The 20,658-nt window shown below is 72.6% G+C and carries 19 protein-coding genes; 6 read left to right on the top strand and 13 right to left on the bottom strand.

Features of this window, described 5'->3' with window-relative positions; translation table 11 throughout:
- Positions 1–3: 3 nt before the first annotated feature.
- The 3 genes from ABD331_RS18085 to ABD331_RS18095 are packed head-to-tail and all read right to left on the bottom strand — an operon-like array spanning position 4 to position 3,064.
- Positions 4–822, bottom strand: coding sequence for a carbohydrate ABC transporter permease (locus ABD331_RS18085; RefSeq protein ID WP_344476101.1), 819 nt, complete (start codon positions 820–822; stop codon positions 4–6).
- Positions 822–1,763, bottom strand: coding sequence for a carbohydrate ABC transporter permease (locus tag ABD331_RS18090; protein WP_344476103.1), 942 nt, complete (start codon positions 1,761–1,763; stop codon positions 822–824). The genes ABD331_RS18085 and ABD331_RS18090 overlap by 1 nt, the downstream gene beginning before the upstream one ends.
- Before the next feature lie 2 nt (positions 1,764–1,765).
- Entirely contained in the window at positions 1,766–3,064 is a 1,299-nt protein-coding gene (locus ABD331_RS18095) for an ABC transporter substrate-binding protein (RefSeq protein ID WP_344476105.1), read from the bottom strand.
- A gap of 118 nt (positions 3,065–3,182) precedes the next feature.
- Here ABD331_RS18095 and ABD331_RS18100 point away from each other — a divergent pair, with 118 nt between their 5' ends.
- Together ABD331_RS18100 and melA are read left to right on the top strand one after the other, a co-directional pair.
- On the top strand, positions 3,183–4,487 hold the full coding sequence (locus ABD331_RS18100) for a carbohydrate kinase family protein (RefSeq protein ID WP_344476107.1): 1,305 nt from the start codon (positions 3,183–3,185) through the stop codon (positions 4,485–4,487).
- Complete coding sequence (gene melA / locus ABD331_RS18105) at positions 4,484–5,755, top strand: alpha-glucosidase/alpha-galactosidase (RefSeq protein ID WP_344476109.1); 1,272 nt, start codon at positions 4,484–4,486, stop codon at positions 5,753–5,755. The genes ABD331_RS18100 and melA overlap by 4 nt, the downstream gene beginning before the upstream one ends.
- A 187-nt stretch (positions 5,756–5,942) precedes the next feature.
- On the opposite strand, the gene ABD331_RS18110 is transcribed toward melA, so the two are convergent.
- The 5 genes from ABD331_RS18110 to ABD331_RS18130 form a co-directional block, all read right to left on the bottom strand.
- On the bottom strand, positions 5,943–6,734 hold the full coding sequence (locus tag ABD331_RS18110) for a DeoR/GlpR family DNA-binding transcription regulator (protein WP_148440870.1): 792 nt from the start codon (positions 6,732–6,734) through the stop codon (positions 5,943–5,945).
- A 78-nt stretch (positions 6,735–6,812) separates the two neighbouring features.
- Positions 6,813–8,111: a family 4 glycosyl hydrolase gene (locus tag ABD331_RS18115; protein ID WP_344476111.1), complete on the bottom strand. Its 1,299-nt coding sequence runs from the start codon at positions 8,109–8,111 to the stop codon at positions 6,813–6,815.
- A gap of 91 nt (positions 8,112–8,202) precedes the next feature.
- Positions 8,203–9,009, bottom strand: a complete 807-nt coding sequence (locus tag ABD331_RS18120) for a peptidoglycan recognition protein family protein (protein WP_344476113.1) — start codon at positions 9,007–9,009, stop codon at positions 8,203–8,205.
- 347 nt (positions 9,010–9,356) lie between these two features.
- Positions 9,357–10,337, bottom strand: coding sequence for a C40 family peptidase (locus ABD331_RS18125; protein ID WP_344476116.1), 981 nt, complete (start codon positions 10,335–10,337; stop codon positions 9,357–9,359).
- 61 nt (positions 10,338–10,398) lie between these two features.
- Entirely contained in the window at positions 10,399–11,718 is a 1,320-nt protein-coding gene (locus tag ABD331_RS18130; RefSeq protein WP_344476118.1) for a cytochrome P450, read from the bottom strand.
- Positions 11,719–11,798: 80 nt separating this feature from the next.
- On the opposite strand from ABD331_RS18130, the gene ABD331_RS18135 reads away from it, so the two are divergent.
- Positions 11,799–12,452 carry a TetR/AcrR family transcriptional regulator gene (locus ABD331_RS18135; protein ID WP_344476120.1) on the top strand — a complete coding sequence of 218 codons (654 nt, stop codon included), beginning with the start codon at positions 11,799–11,801 and terminating at the stop codon, positions 12,450–12,452.
- A gap of 78 nt (positions 12,453–12,530) precedes the next feature.
- On the opposite strand, the gene ABD331_RS18140 is transcribed toward ABD331_RS18135, so the two are convergent.
- Genes ABD331_RS18140 through ABD331_RS18155 form a run of 4 tightly spaced genes read right to left on the bottom strand, consistent with a single transcriptional unit; the run spans position 12,531 to position 16,677 of the window.
- Positions 12,531–13,718 carry a hypothetical protein gene (locus ABD331_RS18140; RefSeq protein ID WP_344476122.1) on the bottom strand — a complete coding sequence of 396 codons (1,188 nt, stop codon included), beginning with the start codon at positions 13,716–13,718 and terminating at the stop codon, positions 12,531–12,533.
- On the bottom strand, positions 13,712–14,458 hold the full coding sequence (locus tag ABD331_RS18145) for an alpha/beta fold hydrolase (protein WP_344476124.1): 747 nt from the start codon (positions 14,456–14,458) through the stop codon (positions 13,712–13,714). Before ABD331_RS18145 ends, ABD331_RS18140 begins: the two co-directional genes overlap by 7 nt.
- Positions 14,459–14,509: 51 nt before the next feature.
- The gene (locus ABD331_RS18150) at positions 14,510–15,415 is read right to left on the bottom strand and encodes an aldo/keto reductase (protein WP_344476126.1); all 906 of its coding nucleotides are present in this window, start codon (positions 15,413–15,415) and stop codon (positions 14,510–14,512) included.
- Between the two features lie 53 nt (positions 15,416–15,468).
- Complete coding sequence (locus ABD331_RS18155; RefSeq protein ID WP_344476128.1) at positions 15,469–16,677, bottom strand: PP2C family protein-serine/threonine phosphatase; 1,209 nt, start codon at positions 16,675–16,677, stop codon at positions 15,469–15,471.
- A 145-nt stretch (positions 16,678–16,822) separates the two neighbouring features.
- Here ABD331_RS18155 and ABD331_RS18160 point away from each other — a divergent pair, with 145 nt between their 5' ends.
- Complete coding sequence (locus tag ABD331_RS18160; protein WP_344476130.1) at positions 16,823–17,293, top strand: pyridoxamine 5'-phosphate oxidase family protein; 471 nt, start codon at positions 16,823–16,825, stop codon at positions 17,291–17,293.
- 43 nt (positions 17,294–17,336) lie between these two features.
- Here the strand turns inward: ABD331_RS18160 and ABD331_RS18165 are convergent, their stop codons facing one another.
- Complete coding sequence (locus ABD331_RS18165; protein WP_344476132.1) at positions 17,337–18,098, bottom strand: SDR family NAD(P)-dependent oxidoreductase; 762 nt, start codon at positions 18,096–18,098, stop codon at positions 17,337–17,339.
- Between the two features lie 310 nt (positions 18,099–18,408).
- Between ABD331_RS18165 and ABD331_RS18170 the strand changes: the two genes are divergently transcribed.
- A complete protein-coding gene (locus ABD331_RS18170) occupies positions 18,409–19,140 on the top strand; it encodes a class I SAM-dependent methyltransferase (protein WP_344476134.1) in 732 nt (243 codons plus the stop codon).
- A gap of 160 nt (positions 19,141–19,300) precedes the next feature.
- Positions 19,301–20,638, top strand: coding sequence for a lanthionine synthetase LanC family protein (locus tag ABD331_RS18175; protein WP_344476136.1), 1,338 nt, complete (start codon positions 19,301–19,303; stop codon positions 20,636–20,638).
- The last annotated feature ends 20 nt before the right edge of the window (positions 20,639–20,658 follow it).

Here is a 20,658-nt window from a genome sequence, read left to right on the forward strand (position 1 = left end):
GGCTCAGCCCTTCAACCCGCTGAACGTCATGGTCGCCACGAACTGCCGCTGCGCCAGCACGAAGGCGATGATGAGCGGCATCGTGGCCACCACGTTCCCGGCCATGAGCAGCGACCACTGCGTGTGCCGGGTGCCCTGGAAGTTGGCCAGCCCGAGCTGGATCGTGTACAGGCTCTCGTCGCTGATCGCGACCAGCGGCCAGACCAGGTCGTTCCACGAGCCGAGCAGCGTGAACACGGTCAGCGTCGCCAGCGCGGGCCTGGCCAGCGGCAGCACCACCCGCCAGAACACGCCGAACGTGCCGCACCCGTCGATGCGGGCGGCGTCCTCCAGTTCGCCGGGCAGCGACAGGAAGAACTGCCGCATCAGGAAGATGCCGAACGCCGACGCCAGCCACGGAACGAACGCCGCCGCCAGGGTGTCGATCAGGCCGATGCGGGTGAACATCACGTACGTCGGGATCATCAGGAGCTGCGTCGGGATCATGATGGTCGCCAGGATCATCAGGAACCCGGCGTTCCTGCCGAAGAACTTCAGCCGGGCGAAGCCGTACCCGGCCATCGAGCAGAGCACGAGCTGGGAGAGCACCGCGATCGCGGACACCACGACGGTGTTGAGCAGCCAGCGCAGCGCCTGCGACTCGGTGAACAGGCCGATGAAGCCGTCGAGCTGCAGCCGGCTGGGGATGATCCGGGGCGGGAATCGGTTGATGTCGCCGTCCGGCATGAACGCGGTCAGCACCATCTGCACCAGCGGCAGCGCGAACAGCAGGGCGATCGGCATCAGCAGCAGGTGCCAGGGGCTGAACGGCAGACGTCTCATCAGAAGGCCTCGATCTTGCTGCGCCGGGAGTAGACGATCATCCCGACGGTGATGAGCAGGGTGGCGGCGAACAGCCCGTAGGCGACGGCCGAGCCGTAGCCGAACTTGGTGAGCTTGAACGCCTGGACGTAGACGTAGTACACGATCGTCTGCGTCGCCCCCAGCGGGCCGCCCCTGGTCGTGGTGAAGACCAGGTCGAAGAGCTGCAACGCGGTGATCGTCTGCCAGATGGCGGTGAACACCGTGACCGGCCCGAGCGCGGGCAGCGTGACGTGCCGGAAGACCTGCCAGCGGTTGGCGCCGTCCATCCTGGCCGCCTCCACCACGTCCTTCGGGATGTCCTGCAGCGCGGCCAGGTATACGACCACGGTGAAGCCGACCTGCCCCCACAGCGCGATCAGGCAGATCACCGGCAGCGCCTGCGACTGGCTCTCCAGGAACTGCTGCTGCGGCAGGCCCAGCGTGCGCAGCACGCTGTTGGCGGCGCCGTACTGGGGGTTGAAGACGAAGCTGGCCAGGATGCCGGTCGCCGCCGCCGACGCGACGAACGGGATGAAGATGCACGTACGGTAGAATCCGACCAGCTTGATCGGCCGGTTGAGCGCGACGGCGACGAGCATGCCCAGGAAGATCGACGACGGCACGAACAGCACCGTGAACACGATCGTGTGCCGCACCGCCGCGAACAGGTCGGGGTCCTCCAGCATGAGCTGGTAGTTCAGCAGGCCGATGGGCTTGGCGGGGGCGATGCCGTTCCACTTCTGCAGGGAGATGAGGAACGCCCACACCGCCGGGAAGATCGACAGGCCGACCACGAGCGCGGTGGCGGGCCCCGCGAACCCCCATCCGGTCAGGCTGCGGTGCAGCCACCGCAGCCGGCCGGACGGGACCGCCGCGCGGGGGGCGGCGGCCTGGCGCCGCCCGGCGAACAGCAGCGACATCGTCAGCCCCCGGCCAGCGCCTGGCGGGACTTGGCGGCGGCCTCGTCCAGCGCCGCCTTCGGCGTGGCCGCGCCCTGCAGCGCCTTGGCGATGGCCTCGCCGACGTAGCGCGACATCTCGACGTACCCGCTGACCGTGGGCCTGGCCTGCTTGGCGTTGGCCAGGTTGGCGACGATCTTCTCGACGCCCGGGTACTCCTTGACGTAGGTCTGGTACTCCGGCAGCGACGTCTCCGAGGCGCGCAGCGGCAGGTTGCCCTGGGCGAGGTTCCACTGGGCGTCGCCCTCGGCGGAGGTGAGCCACTTCATCAGCTCGAACGACCAGTAGGCGCGGTTGGCGTCGCCGTTGTCGAACAGCGTCCACAGGTCGGGGCCCGAGACCGTCTGGTGGTCGCCGTTGTGGCCGGGCAGGAACGCCACGCCGTAGTCGGTCTTCTTCTGCTTCAGCTCCAGCAGCGACCACGGCCCGTTGATGATCATCCCGATCCGTCCGTCGCCGAACAGCGGCGCGTAGCGCTCGTCGGTCTGGTCGAGGTAGACGCTCTTGTCGTCCACGGCCATCGCGCGCAGGAACTCCAGCGCGTCCACGCCCGCCTGCGAGTTGAACGCGGCCTGCTTGCCGTCCTGCGACAGGATGGCGCCGCCGCGCTGCCACAGCAGCGGCCAGAAGTGCCAGGTGGTGTCCTCGGAGGCGCTGACCGAGTACGCGGTGCCGTAGATCTTCTCGGCCGGGTCGGTGAGCTTCCTGGCCGCGGCCCTGAAGTCGTCCCAGGTCCACTCGTCGGTCGGGTACGGCACGTTCCTGGCGTCGAAGAGCTTCTTGTTGTAGAGCAGGGAGAGGTTGTCCACCAGCGCGGGGAAGCCGATGACCTGGCCGTTGGGCGTGGCGGTGGTGCGGGCCGACTCGGGGAACTCGCTCCACTTGACCGCCGCGTCCCGCACCTTCTGGGTCAGGTCGAGGGTCTTGCCGGACTCCTGAAGCTGAGACGCCCAACTACCGAAAGCATAGGAAATATCGGGATACACGCCGCTTGCGAAGCCCGCTGACAGCTTCTGCAACAACTCGTCGGTGGTGGACGCGCCCGAGGTGACCTCGATGGTGACGTTGGGATGCTGCTGGGTGAACTTGGCCGCCAGCCCCTCCAGGATCTTCTGCGCGTCGGAGGTCTGCCCCGACCACCACGTGAGCTTCACCTTCGCCTGCGGGTCCACGGTCTTCGGGCCCTCCTGGGACGTTCCCCCGCAGCCGGAGGCCGCCAGGATGATCGCCGCTACCAGGGCCGCCACGGTTCTTCTTCGCACTGTGGATGCTCCCTCCCGGAATGTTGGAGCCCATCATGGCCACTTTCGAAGTCTTGTCAATACCTTCGAAAAAGCGCAAGGGTTGACAACCTTTCACAACTCCTGCGACTGTGCCGTGGTGTCCAGAACGACCTTCGACCTCCTTGTCGTGGGCGACGCCAACCCGGACGTGATCGTGTCCGGTTCGCCTCGCCACCCCGAGTTCGGCCAGCGCGAGCAACTCGTCCCCGCCGCCGGCCTGGTGCTCGGCGGCTCCGGCGCGATCACCGCGTACGGCGCCGCCCGGCTCGGGCTGCGCACCGCGTTCGTCGGACGGGTCGGGGACGACCCCGCGGGCACCTTCGTCCTGGACGCCCTGCGCTCCGGCGGCGTGGACGTCTCGGCCTGCGTCGTCGACCCCGCCGTCCCCACCGCCATGACCGTCGTCCTGGTGGACGGCGACGACCGCGCCATCCTCACCGCCCCGGGCTGCCTCGACCGGCTCGCCGCCACCGACGTGCCGCCCGCCCTGCTCGAACGCGCCGCGCACGTGCACGTCTCGTCGTACTTCCTGCAGCCGCTGCTGGCCCGGGGGCTGGCGGGGCTGTTCGGCCTGGCCAGGGCCGCGGGGGCGTCCACGTCCCTCGACACCAACGACGACCCGGCGGGCCGGTGGGCGGGGCTGGCCGACGTGCTGCCCCTCACCGACGTCCTGCTCCCCAACGAGAACGAGGCCTTCGCCATCGCCCACGCCGTCTCGGGCGCCGGCGTCAGCGCGAACGCCAGCACAGGCGCCGGGACGGCCACCGGCACAGCAGCGGGCAGGACCGCCAGCGCGCACACCAGCAGAGGCGCCGGGACGGCCGCCGGACCTAGCCTCGGCGCAGGCGCAGGCGCAGGCGCAGGCGCAGGCGCAGGCGCAGGCGCAGGCGCAGGCGCGGTTGCTGGCGCAGGTGCAGGTGCAGGTGCAGTTGCGGGCGCAGGCGCAAGCCCTGGCGCTGGCGCTGGCGTGGGCGCTGGCGTGGGCGCGGTTGCTGGCGCAGACGCAGGTGCAGGCGCGGTTGCGGACGCTGGCGCTGGCGTGGGCGCGGGAACTGGGGCGGGCGCGGAGGCCACCCCGGGCAGGGCGGTCCGGGACGACGCCGATCTCGAACGCGCCGTCAAGGAGCTGGCCGCCCACGGCACCCTCCCCATCGTCAAGCGCGGCGCACAAGGCGCCCTGGCGTTCGCCGACGGCGAGCTGATCGAGGTCCCCGCCCGCCCCGCCACCGTCGTGGACGCCGTAGGCGCAGGGGACAGCTTCAACGCGGGCCTGCTCGCCGCCCTCCTGCGCGGCCTGCCACTGAGCCGGAGCATGTCGGTAGCCGTGACCTGCGGCACCCTTTCCACCCGCGCCGCCGGGGGCACCGCGGCGCAGCCCACCTGGGAGGAAGCCACCTCATGAAGAAGATCGTGTTCGTCGGGGCGGGAAGCGTCGTCTTCACCCACGGGCTCCTCGCCGACCTCGTCAAGTTCCCCGAGCTGCACGGCATGCGCATCGCCCTGCACGACATCGACCCGGAACGCCTCCAGGTGGCCGAGGCCGTCGCCCGCCGCATCACCGGCGGCAACGCCACCGTCACCGCGCACCTCGACCGCCGCGAGGCGCTCGAGGGCGCCGACTTCGTCATCAACATGGTGCAGGTCGGCGGGTACGACGCCACCGTCGTCGACTTCGAGATCCCCGCCAGGTACGGCCTGCGCCAGACGATCGCCGACACCATCGGCACCGGCGGCGTCTTCCGCGCCCTGCGCACCTTCCCGCTGCTCGACGCGCTGGCCGACGACATCAACGCCGTCTGCCCCGACACGCTGCTGCTCAACTACACCAACCCGATGGCGATGAACGTCTGGTACCTGTCGGGCAAGGTGCGCAACGTCGTCGGCCTGTGCCACTCGGTCTACTGGACGATGCGCGGCCTGGCCGACCTCGTCTCGGTGCCGTACGAGGAGATCTCGTACGTCGCCGCGGGCGTCAACCACCAGGCGTGGGTGCTGCGCTTCGAACGCGACGGCGAGGACCTCTACCCGCGCCTCGACGTGGAGGACCCGCAGCTCCGGCGGCGGGTGCGGATCGACATGTACCGGCGGCTCGGCTACTACCCGACGGAGACCAGCGAGCACTCGGCCGAGTACGTGCCGTGGCTGATGCACCACGACTCCGAGCTGGACCGGCTGCGCATCCCGGTGGGGGAGTACCTGCGCGTCAGCGAGGAGAACCTGGCCGAGTACAAGCGCACCCGCGACCTCGTCAGGGGCGGCGGCGAGCTGGACATCGCCGGCACCGACGAGTACGCGCCGCAGATCATCCACAGCGTCGTGACCGGCACGCCGCGCGTCGTCTACGGCAACGTCGTCAACGACGGGCTCATCTCCAACCTGCCGCAGGGCTGCGTGGTGGAGGTGCCGTGCGTGGCGGACGCCACCGGCGTGCGGCCCACCGCCGTCGGCGCGCTGCCGCCGCAGTGCGCGGCGCTGAACAGGGCGTACGTGAGCGTCAACGAGCTGACGGTGCGGGCCGCGCTCGAAGGCGACCCCCGCCACGTCAGGCACGCGCTGATGGTTGACCCGAACACGGCCGCCTCACTCACCGTGGACGACATCTGGCGGATGGCCGACGACCTCACCCGCGCCCACGGCGACCTCCTCCCGGAAGCCTTGCGCGCCCGCTAGCGAGCCCACCGCGGAAGACCTCACCGCGACAGACCTCACCGCGACAGACCTCGCCGCGACAGACCTCGCCGCGACAGACCTCGCCGCGACAGGGCTCGCCGCGACAGGGCTCGCCGCGACAGGGCTCGCCGCGACAGGGCTCGCCGGGGAGCGGCTCAGCGGGGGAGGGGCTCAGCGGGGGAGGGGCTCAGCGGGCGATCTCGACCGCCAGCCCCTTGTCCCGCAGCGCGGCCACGCACTCGGGATCGGCCGACTCGCCCGTGATGAGCAGGTCGATCTCGCCGACCGCGCAGATCGGCGCCATCTCCACCACCCCCAGCTTGGACGCGTCCGCGACCAGGATCTTCCTGGTCGCGGCGCGCAACATGCGCTGCTTCATCTCCGCGTCGGGCAGGCTCACGTTCGTCACCCCGCCCGCCGCGTCCACCCCGCCGCACCCCAGGATGACGGTGTGCGCGCGGATGCCCTCCAGCAGCTTGCCGCCCAGCGGATCGACCAGCGAGTGCTGCTGCCGCCGCAGGCTGCCGCCGGTCACCACGACCGAGATGCGGGGCAGCGCGGGCTCCAGCTCCAGCGCCGTGCGCAGCCCGTTGGTGAACACCGTCACCTCGGTCAGGTCGGGGCGCGCCACCAGCTCCCTGGCCACGTACGTCGTCGTGGTGCCCGCCCCCATCAGGACGCTCTCGCCCGAGCCGACGAGCCGGGCGGCGACCTTGGCGATGGACGACTTCTCCACCGCCGCCGTGCCCAGCGACAGCTCGAACGACGCCTCGACGTGCGGCGCGGGCCCGGCCGACACGGCGCCGCCGCGCACCCGGCGCACCTTGCCCTGCTCCTCCAGCGCGTCGAGGTCGGCCCTGACCGTCACGCTGGACACCCCGAACGCCTCGGCCAGCTCCGCGACCCTGGCGAACTCCTGCTCGGTCAGCAACGCCAGCATGCGCTCGCGACGGACCTCCGTCGGCATCGACTCACTCATCGACGCCCCCCTGCCGGCCTCGGCTCGCTCCATCGACGGCCCTCCACCGGCATCGGACCCCCGCCTGTTCGGGCTCGCTCATCGGCGGACCGCCGCGGGCAGCAGGTCGCCGTGCGCCTCGATCAGCTCGTCGCAGAGCGCCTCGATCGCGGGCAGCGGCAGCGTGGCCGCCGTGTTCGGGTCGAGCATCGCGGCTCGGTACACGTGCGCCCGCTCCCCGTCGAGCACCGCGCGCACGGTCAGCTCGACCACGTTCAGAAACGTCCGGTTGAGCGCGGCGAGCTGCACGGGCAGGTCGCCGACGGCCCGCGGGCGCACCCCCGCGGCGCCGACCAGGGCGGGCACCTCCACACACGCCTGCGCGGGCAGGTTGCCGATCAGGCCGCGGTTGGCCACGTTGACGTAGATCTCCTTCTCCTCGCCGGTCAGCAGCGCCAGGATCATCGCGGCGGCGGGCTCCTGGTGCTGCCACCGGATGAGCAGCTTGTGGCCGGCGGACAGCGCCCGCCGGGTCTCCTCGTACAGGTGCAGGCTCTGGCCGACGCGCCGCAGGTACTCCTCGACCGGCACGCCCAGCCTGGCGGTCTCCTCGGGATGGCGCATGATCCACGGCACGTACTCGGCGGCGTGCTCGCTCGACATCGTCGGGAAGCGGCCGAAGGTGCGGTACAGCTCGACCCGCACGTGCCTGCGCAACTGGGCGTCGGCGGCGATCACCGCGTCCAGCTCGGGGTAGAGCGAGCGGCCGTCCGCCTCGAAGCGCAGCACGAACGACTGGTGGTTGAGGCCGGCGCTGAGGAAGGTGATCTCGTCCTCGTCGCGGCCGACGAGGTCGGCCAGGTAGGCGTGCGTGTCGCACACCGCGTGGCACAGCCCGGCGAACCGTTCGAACCCGGTGGCCTCGTGCACCGCCTGCCCGGCCATCGCCATCGGGTCGCTGAGGCTCAGCAGCCACGCCTGCGGGCACACCTCGGCCATCTGCGCGGCCAGCTCCACCAGCACCGGGATCGTGCGCAGCCCGCGGAAGACGCCGCCGATGCCGATGGTGTCGCCGATGGTCTGGCGCAGGCCGTACCGGTGGGGGATCTCGAAGTCGCGCAGCGTGGCCTCGAAACCGCCGACGTCGAGGTGGGCGACCACGAAGTCGGCCCCCTCGAGCGCCTGCCGCCGGTCGAACACGCTGCGGATCTTCGCCTCCGCGCCCGCCTCGGCGTCGAGCGCCCGCACCAGAGTCCCGGCCGTGGCCAGCCTGCCGGGGTCGTCGTCGTGCAGCACGACCTCCAGCTCGCCGCGCAGGGCAGGGGCGAGCATCAGGGCGGACAGGACGCGACGCGTCAGCTCCACGTCACCGGCCCCGATGAAGACGATCCGCGCCATTCCCGCAGTATCCCACGCCCCGTCCGACGCTGGGGGCCCGCTCAGCAGCGCAGCAGCCGTCCCCCAGCCTTGTCCGGACGGGGGAGCGTGCTCAGACGCGCAGCAGCGGCCCCCAGGTGAGCGGCCCGACCAGGCCGTCCGCCTCGATGCCCTCGGCCTGCTGGAAGCCCCGCACCAGCGCCACCAGCCCGTCGTCGCAGCGGGTGGACTTCAGCCACCCCTCCAGCCCGTCCTGCACCCCGGCGTAGGCGGCGGGCGGCACGTGCCCCCGCGCGAACAGGCAACCCCTGACGGTCTTGACGTCGTAGTTGTCGTCGCCGAGCCGGACCAGCGGCAGTTCCTTCACGATCTCCTCCGTCCAGGATGAGCCGGGCGCGCCGGCGATGAGGGCGGCGACGGCCGCCCGGAAGTCGGTCATGTCGATGGAGTGGGGGTCGGGCTTGGCGGTGTTGACCTCCCGGTGGGCCTTGACGCGCGAGGCGCCCAGCCCGAACTCGCGGCACAGCTCCGCGCACAGCCGCCGGTAGGCGTCGAGCTGCACCTCCGGCCACGGCTGCGAGCCGTTGTTCTCGGCCTCGATGCCGAGCGAGCTGGAGTTGTCGTGCAGCGGCGAGGTCGAGGGGGCGTTGTGCCAGCAACGCCCGGCCGCGATGACGTAGATGCGGCCCGACCTGCCGAGCCCGAACTGCGACAGCGGCCCCGACAGCCCGGGACGGCCGTCGCGGACCACGGCGAGCGAGGGGTAGTCACCGCCACCGGCGGGGCCGGCGGTGTGGTGGCAGACGATGCCCTGCACCTCGGGCTGCGGCCCGTGTCCCCGGCTCTTCCACCCCGCCACCTCGGTCACCGGATGGCCCGTGCGGCGGGCGACGTCGGCGAGCTGGGTCAGATACGGCATCGTGCACCTCCGGCTTGCGTCTGGATGAGTCTCACACCCTTCGATCAACGACGAGTAGTCATCGAGTTGCTGTACGTGATCACCGCCGGGCGGGCGGATGACCAGGGCTCCCGCCACGCGCGGCAGGTGCTTACAGATCAGTACCATGCCGTACCCGTACGCGACCGGGAGATTCGGAGAATCGGGGCAATCGGGCACCGGTGGCGGGCGGGGGTCCCCGATGTCTATACCCGGAGGTCAGCGTCCGCTCACAACGACCGCGGCGAGGCGTCGTCCAGGACCTCACAACGACCGCGGCGAGGCGTCGGCCAAGGACCTCAGCGAGGTGTCGGCTGGGGGCCAGGCCCTCACGGCCGGATGGCGCCGACGAGCCGCCCCCGCCAGTAGTCGTCGAGCGCGACCACCTTGATGACGTCGCCGGTCTGCGGCGCGTGCACCATCCTGCCGTCGCCCGCGTACATGCCCATGTGCCCCAGACCCTTGCTGAACAGCAGGTCGCCGGGCTGCACCTCATCCAGGGGCACCCGCCGGTCGGCGCCCCACGCCCACTGCGTGTACGTGGTGCGCGGCAGCGACACCCCGGCCGCCCGCCAGGCCGCCTGCGTCAGGCCCGAGCAGTCGAAGGAGCCAGGCCCGGTGCCGCCGTACCGGTACGGCTTGCCGACCTGCGCGAAGGCGAACTGCAGCGCCTCGCGCGCGTTGCCGGAGGCGGGGCCGGTGTAGGTGAGGCCGGTGCTGCGCGGGTTGCCGGTCCGGTAGGCGCCCAGCCGGCGCAGCAGCTTCGTCTGCTCCTCGACCAGGTCGTCCACCTCCTCCTGCTTGCCGCGCACGTCGTCGCGCGCCTGCTCGGCCTCGGCGAGGGCGCCCTTGGCCTGGTCGCGCCGCTCGCGCAACCCCTTGGTGGCCGACTCGAACGCCGCGATCCGCGCCGCCCGGTCCTGGGCCATCTGGTCGAGGGAGGCCATGCCGCTGAGCATCGCCTCGGGAGGCCCGCCGACGGCCAGCCGCTGCCAGCCCATCGACGGGCCGAACTGGTAGTTGTGCACGGCGATCGCGGCCAGTTCTTCCCGCAGCTCCGCCACCTGCTCGCCCTTGGCGTTCAGTTCGGCGTCCAGCGCCCGGTACTTCGTCCTGGCCTTGCGGTAGGCCTCTGTTGCCTGGTTGTAGCGCTCGACGAGCTGGTCGGCCCGCTCGTTCAGCTTCACCAGCCGTGCTCTGACCTGGGCGGGGGACGGGTCGGCCCAGGCCGCGCCCGGCACGAGGGCCGGAACGGTCACGGTCAGGGCCGCGGCAGCCGCCGCCCGTGCGAGCCTCGCCGACACCGTCACCCGTCCGCCTCCTTCGCGCCGTTCCATCAGGAGGTACGGGGGAGAGGCCGGGAATGTTCAGTCAGGAGGCCCGAGTGTCAGAGAACGTGCAGGGCAGCCGCTTGTAGCCGTTGATGAAGCTGGACAACAACCGGTCCGGCTCGCCCGCCCTGACGTCCGGCAACCGCCCGAACAACTCCCGCAACATCACCGCGATCTCCCGCCGAGCCAGGTTGGCCCCCAGGCAGAAGTGCGGCCCCGGCCCGCCGAACCCCACGTGCGGGTTGGGGGAGCGGGTGATGTCGAACGCGTCGGGGTCGGCGAAGACGCTCTCGTCCCGGTTGGCGGAGGCGTACCAGAGCGTCACCCGGTCGCCCGCCCGCAGCCGGTGCCCGTTCAGGTCGTGGTCGCGGGTGACGTTGCGGCGCATGAAGATCACCGGCGTGCTGTGGCGGACGATCTCCTCCACGGCCCCGCCGATGTGCGCGTCGAAGTCGGACAGCAGCAGCCGGCGCTGGTCCGGGTGGTCGGTGAGCAGTTTCAGGCCGTGGGCGAGCGCCGTGCGGGTGGTCTCGTTCCCGGCCACGACCAGCAGCAGGAAGAACGCGCCGAACTCGCGCGGGCTCAGCCGTTCGCCGTCGATGTTGGCGTTGACCAGGGCGGAGGTCAGGTCGCCCGTCGGCGCGGCGCGGCGCTTCCTGCCCAGCTCGGCGGCCAGCCGGTGCAGCCGCCAGCCCGCCAGCGACACCGTGGCCAGCAGGCGGGCGGTGCGCAGGCGGCCGACCCTGGCGGCGCCGCCCGTGTAGTCCACGGGACGGCCGACGTACTCGGGGTCGGTGTAGCCGACGACGATGTTGGTCAGGCGGACGACGCGCTCGTGCTCGTGCGGCGGGATGCCGAGCATGTCGCAGATCACCTCGACAGGCAGCCGCGTCGCCACCCGCGAGACGAAGTCGCCGGGCCCGCCGGCGATCAGGTCGTCCACGATGCGGCGCGCCCGGCGGGCGACGTCGTCCTCGGTCTTGGCCAGCGTCTTCGGGGTGAACGCGCGCGAGACGATGCGGCGGATCTTGGCGTGCCGCGGGTCGTCCATGTCGATCATGGAGTTGAAGTAGCCGTCCATCCAGCCCGGCAGGTCGGTCGGGCTGGTGGCGCTGGGCTCGCTGCTGAACACCTCGGGGTGGCGGCTGGCCTCCACCACGTCGGCGTGGCGCACCAGCGCCCACGCGCCCGGGTCCCGCCGCAGGAACGGCACCTTCGGCATGGCGAACAGCCGCAGGCCGGGCTCCGCCCGCAGTAAGGCGAACGCCCGCGCCCGCTCCTGCTCGGGACGCTCCCAGAACCGCAGGTCGCTCAGGTCGATGTCCCCCAGGGTGAGGGCCGAACGGTTGTCCGTCGCCATGCGTCCACCGCCTTCCGAATCTGGTGTTTACCATCACCAGATTTGCCGGACGCGTCAAGACCTGCGGCACAATCGGGTGCATGACGCCCCACAGAACCTCCGTGCGCCCCTACCGCGGCGAGCCCGCCGAGCAGCGGCGCGCCAGGCGGCGGGCGGCGCTGCTGGAGGCCGGCCTCGACGTGCTGGGCACCGGCGGCTGGGCCGCCGCCACCGTGCGGGGCGTGTGCGCGCGGGCCGGCCTGAACGACCGCTACTTCCACGAGAGCTTCACCGACCTCGACGCGCTGCTGCTGGCCGTGGTCGACGACCAGGCCGCGCAGGCCACCGGCCTGATCACCGCCGTCGCCGCGAAGGCCCCGCGCCGCCTGCGCCCGCGCGCCGCCGCCGTGGTGAGCGCCATCGTCGACTTCCTGGCCGCCGACCCGCGCAGGGCCCGCGTCCTGGCCTACGAGTTCCCCGCCAGCCCGCTGCTGCAGGAACGCCGCAGGCAGATCATCGCTACGCTGGCGGGCATCTACATCGAGCAGGCCCGCGAGCTGCTCGACGAGGTGCCGCTCAGCGAGACCGATCTGCGGATGACCGCGCTGACCGTGGTGAGCGGCCTGTGGGAGCTGCTGTCGGCCTGGCTGCGCGGCGACGTGGACACCGGCCGCGACCACCTCGTCGACTACGTCGTCGCGCTGCTCCTGTCCACCACGGACCTCGCGCCCGCCCTCGACCACCGGCTCCGCTGATCACCCCGGCGCGGGGCCCGTCCGCGCACCCCCGGCTTCCCGGGCGCCTGGCACGTCCGTCACGAAGGGCTGGTGGCCTCACCCTGACCAGTCGATCTCCTGCCGCTTGCCGAGGAACTCCCCGGCCGCCTCCCACTCCAGCGGCAGCGGCATCGGGTACGTCGTCCTGATCCTGGACAGCTCCCGGTGCGCGCGGATCAGCCCGGCGAAGTCGCGCGGGTAGTTCCGCGTGTCCACCCCGGTGAACACGCCGACCTTGCGCGCCCGCCCGAGCAGCCGCCGCCAGTCCTCGATCCCGGCCAGCCCCACCGACTCCACCCCGTGCGAGAACAGCATGAGCCTGATCTCGTCGAACGGGTCCGCGCCGTCGAGGTAGGCCATCGCCCGCTCGTGCGACTGCCCGGCGTTGAACACCATCCAGTACGGCACCGACCCGCTGCGCAGCGCCCACCACGGCTCCAGCAGCAGGAAACACTCGACGAGCAGCCGGTCGGCGGGCAGGTCACGCCGCCGGTACCACTCGCGGTACAGGTCGGCCACGACGGGGCTCAGGTCCTCCGGCTCGCCGTACCGCATCCTGGCCAGCCGCCAGCCGTTGCGCGCCGCCAGCTCCTCCAGGTCGGCGAGCAGCTCCGGCTCGAACCCCCACTCCGCCTCCGGGGTGTCGCCGTCGGCCGGCGGATAGTCCCACCGCCGCCGCTCCGCCCCGTACCGGCGCAGGTAGTCGGCGACGCGCGGCCCGCCGTGCTCGTACTCCTCCCGGGTGGCGCCGCCCAGCGCGCCGTGCTGGAACACGTACCGCGGCCCCACCCGCGTGACCGGCCAGCGCAGCCCGCACTCCGACACCACCAGCGTCGCGCCCGCCGGCGGCGACTGCTCCAGGAAGCGCCGGTAGGCCTGCGGCAGCCTGCGCCACTTGACCCGGAAGTACGTCATGCCCGCGATCATCAGCCGGTCCTGGTTGGCGTCGTGCATGTGGTGCAGCACCAGGTCGGGGTTGGCGTCCAGCAGCGCCTGCCCGGCCTGGCGGGTGGCGCGCAGGTCGCCGCGCGGGTCGTCGGGGCCGACGCCGTGCCGCCGTACCGGCAGCAGCAGTGTCTGCGGCAGCCACGGCGCCCGCAGCGCCGCCGCCAGGTGCACCAGCGCGCCGTTGGACGAGCCGACGAACGCCACCAGGTGCGGCCCGCGCGGGTAGTGGCCGCACAGCGCCCGCAACATCCCGGTCGCCGAGTCGAACGAGGCCACCGCCTTCTGCGGCTTCACCACGAGGACTCCAAGAACGTCCGCACCTCGCGCGCCAGCCCGTCAGGATCCTTGTACGGCACCATGTGCGGCAGCCCGTCCATGACCACCAGCCGCCCCCGCGGCAGCAGCCGGGTCACCTCCTCGGCCCACGCCTGGCTCACCATCCGGTCCTGGCCGCCCAGCACCACCAGGGCGGGCACGGCCACGTGCGGCAGCTTGTCCTCGATCCGGTCGCGCATCGAGGCGCCGAAGCTGGCCAGCACCCGGCGCGGCCCGGCGTCGAGGTAGTCGGCGACGTTCAGCGGCATCATGCGCGGGCTCTCCCGCACCGAGTTGCGCAGCCACTGGCCGGCCAGCCGCGCGGCCGACCTGGATCGCGCGTCCACGGTCGGCCCGACCAGCACCAGCGCGCCCGCCGCGCCCGGATGCCTGGCCGCCAGGTCGACCGCCACCTGGCAGCCGAACGACCCGCCGAGCAGGCACGGCCGCTCCAGCCCGCCGGCCGCCAGCCAGTCCGCGACCGCGTCGGCCAGGGCGCCCAGCGTGAGCGGCTCGCGCGGCTTCTCGCTACGGCCGAACCCGGGCAGGTCGAGGCTCCAGGCGTCGTGCGTGACCCCCATCGCCTGTACGAACGGCAGCAACTCCCTGCTCGACACCCCGGCGCCGTGCAGGCACACCACGGCGGGCCGCCCGGGCCCGGGTTCCCGCCACACCGCCACCTTCATGCCCAGGGCGGTGCCCACCAGCGATTCGAGCGGCACGCCTCGTCCTTCCTGGAAGGGAAGACGCCCTCCTACCCGAACCGTGATCGGTCAGTCCACGGGCGACGGCGGCGGCGCGCCCAGCGACTCCAGCTCCGCCCAGAACCCGTCCGGGATCACCGCGTCCACCAGCGCGTTCAGGCCTTCGAGTCGCTCCACCGAGGTGATCCCGACCACCGTGGAGTGCACCCGCGGCTCCCGCAGCGAGAAGTGCAGCGCCGCCGCCGGGAGCGCGACCCCGTGCCGGTCGCACAGCTCCCGCACCCGCTCCACGTGCCGCCCGAACTCCGGCGAGATCGGCCGGTAGCCGTACCGGGAGGAGTGCCGGGGAGAGCCGGACAGGATGCCGCCGCCGAACGGCGCGGCGTTGAAGACCGTCATCCCGCGCTCGGTGGCCAGCCGCAGGATGTCCTCGGCGCCGCGGTCCACGAGCGTGTAGCGGTTGTGGGTGAGCACCGCGTCGAACGCGTCGGTGCGGATGTAGTCCTCCACCAGCGTCCCGCCCGCGGCGGCGATGCCGATCGCGCCGACCAGGCCCTGCTCGCGCAGCGCCACCAGGGCGGGCACCGCGCCGCCCGGCGCCGTCGCCTCCGCCACCGTGATGGTGAACGGGTCGTGCAGGTGGTAGATCGGCAGCGTGGCGACGCCGAGCCGGGTGAGCGTCTCCTCGAACGAGCGCTTCACCCGGTCACCGTCGAACACCCCGGTCTCCGGGTCCCTGTCGGCCTTGGAGAAGACCGTCACCCCGCCGGCCGTGCCGAGCACCTGGCCGATCAGCGTCTCGCTGCGCCCGCCCGCGTACTCGTTGGAGGTGTCGAGCTGCCGGAACCGGCCGGACACCAGTGCCCGCGCCAGCTCTTCGCCGCCCGGGTCGCGGCCCAGCATCGACGTGCCGAGGGTGATCGCCTCCAGCGGGGTGTCCGTCCCGGGCACGCGGCGCGCCTGCTGCTCTGGCACCGTGTCCGCCTCTCTCGTGATCGTATGGTTTCCGGACGATCATCCCATGTGTGTCAGAGGACGAGCTGGAAGCGGCGCCGCGTCTGCCACTCCACCGTCATCACCGTCGCGTCGTCCTGCAACCGGCCCCGCTGGTGGGCGAGGATGGCCTGGATGAGGCGCCGCAGCGTCTCCGGCGCCGACATCCCGTCGGCCTCCCGCCGCACCACGAAGTCGATGAACCGCTCCAGCCCGAACAGCTCCCCGTCCGGGCTCTGCGCCTCGATGATGCCGTCGGTGTAGAACAGCAGCCGGTCGCCCGGCTCCAGCTGGTAGTGCAGCGACCCGGTGTAGGCGGCCAGGCCGAAACCCATCGGCGGGTCGGGGATGCTCTCCAGCGTCGCCACCAGATGACCGTCGCGCAGCACCAGCGGCGGATGGTGGCCCCGGTTCACCCAGGTCAGCCACCCCGAGTCGAGGTCGAGCCGGGCCAGGATGCCCGTGGCGAAACGGCCGGTGAACTCGCCCCTGATCGCCTCGTCGATCGCCTCCCCGGCCGCGGCCAGGTCGACGCCGCGCAGGCGGTTGTTGCGGGAGGCGGCCATCGCGATGGACGCGGTCAGCCCGGCGGAGGTGTCGTGGCCCATGGCGTCGAAGATGGACAGGTTCAGGGTGGCGCCGTCGAGCGCGTAGTCGAAGGCGTCGCCGCCCATCTCGTAGGCGGGCTCCAGCGCGGAGCTGACCACCACGTCGTCGTTGGCGAACGTGCCCGGCGGCAGCAGGTTCCACAGCACCTCGGCCGACAGGGTCAGCGGGCGGGTGCGTACGAGCCGGTGGAAGGAGTCGCTGTGCGGCCGCTTGCTGATCACCATCAGCGCCAGCAGCGACGCCAGGCTCTTGGCCCGCGCCTCGACCAGGTCCCCCTCGTCGGGCGCGGTGAGCCCCACCACGCCGACCCGCTCCGTGCCGTCCAGCAGCGGCACCCACAACACCGGCGCCTGCCCGTCCTCCTGCGAGCGGGCGCGCACGATCTCCACCGACCGGAACGCCCGGCCCGGCATGGTGCCGTCGATGCGGATCGTGCCGAGCGGCTCCCCGGCGGCGTCGCACTGGCCGGGCAGCGGCACCAGGAGCTGCTGCTGCAGGTCGGTCACGTAGATCACGACGTGCGGGAACCCGGCGATCCGGGCGTGCCCGGCGGCGTGGGCCGGGAGCTGCTCCATCCCGGACAGGTGCATGACCTGCAGCAGGCCGCCCAGGGCGCGCTCACCGTCACTCTGCACGTCCTCACCCCTCGCACGTCACGTCCGTCACTGCCCTCCTACCCACCCCGCGACGGATCTTGACGTGCCCCGGCCGGGTCGTCCAGCCATGGCGCCGGTTCCGCCGCCCAGGATTTCTGTCGGGACGGCCCGGCATGATGAGGGCATGGCTTCATGGCAGGAATTCGAGAGTCAGGCGCCCGAGCTGTCCAAGGCCGCCCGGCGGCTGATGGACACCTACACCCACAAGGTGATGGCCACCTTGCGCAAGGACGGCTCGCCCAGGGTGAGCGGCGTCGAGACCAGCTTCAAGGACGGCGACCTGTGGACTGGCTCGATGCCCCGCGCCGTCAAGGCCGCCGACCTGCTGCGCGATCCGCGCATGGCCCTGCACGTCACCTCGCGCGACCCCGACCAGTCCGACCCCTCCGCCTGGGAGGGCGACCTGAAGCTGTCCGGGCGCGCGGTGGAGGTCACCGACGCGACGGTGCGGGCGGCGTACGGGCTGCCGGACGCCGACTCCCACCTGTTCAGGATCGAGGTGAGCGAGGTGGCGTGGACCAGGGTGCAGGGCGACGAGCTGGTCATCGCCGCCTGGCGCGAGGGGGAGGGTGAGCGCGAGATCCGGCGTAAGTGATCTACAATGTAAAGGCGCCCGGGCCGGTTGGCTGACGCGCCGCCTAATGGACGGAGAAGCCGCCGTCCACGAACAACATCTGGCCGGTGACGAACGCGCACGCGTCGCCCGCCAGGAACACCGCGGCGCCCGCGAAGTCCTCCGGCAGCCCGTTGCGGCCCACCATGTGCCGGGCGGCCAGCGCCTCGACCCGGCCGGGGACGGCCTGGGCGGGCTCGGTGAGCGGGGTCAGCACGAAGCCGGGGATGATCGTGTTCACGCACACCCCGGCCGGCGACCACGCCTCGGCCTGCGAGCGGGTCAGCCCGGCCAGCCCGGCCTTGGCCGCGCCGTAAGCGCCGCTGTCGCCGAACGCGCTGATCGACTGCTGCGAGCCGACGTTGATGATGCGGCCCCACCCGCGCGCCGCCATCCGCGGCCCGAAGTGCTGGCCGAGCAGGTACGGGGCGGTGAAGTTCACGGCCATGGTGAGCTCGAAGTCGTCCTCGGACAGCTCGGCCATGGGCTTGCGGATGTTGTTGCCCGCGTCGTTGACCAGGATGTCGATCGCGCCGGCGCTCTCGCACACCCGCCGCACGTCCGCGCGCTCGGCCAGGTCGGCGCTGATCCACGAGGCGGTCACGCCGTGCTCGCGCAGCCGGGCGACGGCCTTGTCCAGCTCGGCCTCCCTGCGGGCCACCACCACGACCTCGGCCCCGGCGCGGCCGATCGCCTCGGCCAGCACGTACCCGATCCCGGAGCTGCCGCCGGTCACCAGCGCGCGACGGCCGTGAAGGGAGAACAGCTCCCGCAGATAGTCGGACATGGTCGATGAAGCTAGCACCCCGCCGCCCGCCTGATCCCCCGGGGGCCGGTTGTGACCAAGACCACAGCCGCCGCCGCTTCCACGGCCCGCCCCAGGGGCGCTGGAACGCCTCTGCCCGGCCGCCGACGGCAGGACGGCGGCCGGGCAGCCGTGGCCGGTCCCCCCGTGTGAGGGAGGCTCGGCGCGAGCGTCACGGAGCCTTCTGCGACACCCCGGAAAGGCGCTCTGACCAGGGATGACAGGGCTTCATGGCCGTAGGATCGGCAGGGTCCGGCCGCGCGGGGCGGCCGTCCCGTTCTGGAGATCCCGAGTGAATCGCACCATCCGTACGATCGACGACGTCCTGGCCCTGATGGACCAGATGTTCGCCTCAGGCGCCGACCGGTGGACCGGCAACGCCTCCACCTGGTGGGACGGCTTCTACGCCGACCGGTCCAAGCCCGTCCCGTTCTTCGTGCCGGGCCCGGACGAGAGCCTGGCCTCCTACCTGGACCGGGGGCTGCTGAGGCCGGGGCGGGCGCTGGACCTGGGGTGCGGGCCGGGCAGGAACGCCATCCACCTGGCCTCCCACGGCTTCGAGGTGGACGCCGTGGACCTGTCGCCCGCCGCGGTGACCTGGGGCGAGGAACGCGCCGCCGAGGCGGGGGTGAAGGTGCGGTTCGTCTGCGGTGACGCGTTCACCTCGGCGGAGCCGGCGGGGCCGTACGACCTGGTGTACGACTCCGGCTGCCTGCACCACCTGCCGCCGCACCGCCGGGTGAGCTACCGGGCGTTGCTGGAGCGGGTGCTGGCGCCGGGCGGGCATCTGGCCGTGACGTGCTTCGCGGCGGGCGGCATGGGGTCGGAGCAGAGCGACGAGGAGCTGTATCGCGACGGTGAGCTGCACGGCGGGCTGGCCTACACGGCCGAGGAGCTGCGGTGGCTGTTCTCGGACTACGCGGAGGTGGAGGTGCGGCCGATGACGGGGCAGCCGCCCGGCGGGCCGCTCTTCGGCGAGCCGTTCCTGCTGTCGGCGCTGTTCCGGCGGGAGCCGGCGGCCTGAGACCCCTGCCGGTCCGCTTCCCGCGCTCGTGCCGGCCTCGCGCGCGAGCCGGTCGGCTCTGCGTGCGCGGGCCGGTTCTCTTGGCTTGGCGGGCGGGTCGGGGTGCGGGAGAATGGGAGGTCGTTCTCCGGCAACGGTTCTGAAAGGCGCCGGGTGTGCGATGAGCGTGGATCGGGCCCGCTCCCCGGGCGAGCGGGCGGACGCCCCGCTGGCCGCCGCGATCGGGGCGGCGCGCTGGGTCAGGAGCGCCACGGCAGGCGACGGCGCGGGGCGGCATTGGCTGGCCAACCCCGACCCGGGCGGCAGGTCGGCGCTGGCTCCCGCGCCCGCCTCCCTGTACGCGGGCGCGGCCGGCATCGTGCTGTTCTTCCTTGAGCTGGCGGCGGCGACCGGCGACGAGGGTTACCTGGAGGACGCGCGGGCGGGGGTGCGCTACCTGGCCTCGGCGTGGCGTGGCGTCGCCGGGGTGGGCTTCCATCACGGGCTGAGCGGCATCGCGGTCGCGCTGTGCGAGGCGGGCTGGGTCCTGGGCGACGGCACGGCCGAGGAGGCCGCCGCCGCCGTACTGGAACGGGTGGCGCGCGCGGCCCGTCCCATGAGCCCGGACCAGCAGGCGCCGGGCTGGACCGGGGATCCGGCGTTGCGCGGCGACGGCGGCGTGGTGCTGGCGCTGCTGCACGGCGCCGCCATGCTCGGCCTGCCGCACCTGGAGGACCTGGCGGCCGAGGCGGCACAGCGGGCGGCCCGCCTGGCGGTCCCCGGCCACCGCTTCGGCGACTGCCCCGGCCTGCCGCGCGACGCGGTCACGCCGGGCTTCGTGGCCGGCACGTCGGGGACGGCGTTCGTGCTGGCCCGCCTGTACGGGGCGACGGGCGAGCGGTGCTTCCTGGAGGCGGCCCGCAGGGGAGCGGGGTTCGTGCGCGCGGTGAGCGTGGTGACCGGCGGGCACGTCGCGGTGCCGCACCACCTGCCGCAGGGCAGGGGGCTGTTCTACCTGGGGTTCTGCTCGGGCGCGGCCGGGGTGGCGCGGATGTTCTGCGAGCTGTACCGGGTGGCGGGTGATCCGGCGGACCTGGACTGGGCCGAGCGGCTGGCGGCCGGCATCGTGGCCAGCGGTGTGCCGGCCCGGCGGGTGCCGGGGCTGTGGGACACGGCCTGCCAGTGCTGCGGCGTGGCGGGGCTGGTGGAGCTGTTCGCCGGGTTGTGGGCGGCGACGGGGCGGCCGGCGTACCTGGACTTCGCGGTGCGGCTGGGCGAGCACCTGGCGGCGCGCTCGCGCGCGGCGGGTGACGGCGGGCTGCGCTGGTATCAGGCGTATCGCCGGTCGCGGCCTGGCGAGGTGAGCGCGGACACCGGCTACATGGCGGGCGCGGCGGGCATCGGCGCGGCGTTGCTGCATCTGGAGGCGGCGCTGCGGCGCGCCCCTGAGCGGCGGCGGATGATCCTGCTGCCGGACAACCCGTTCCCGGCGTACCCGCTCCCCACCCGCCCGGCCTGACCTGGGCGGACAACAAAGAC

It is taken from the genome of Nonomuraea monospora, from assembly GCF_039531895.1.
GTDB classification, from domain to species: Bacteria; Actinomycetota; Actinomycetes; order Streptosporangiales; family Streptosporangiaceae; genus Nonomuraea; species Nonomuraea monospora.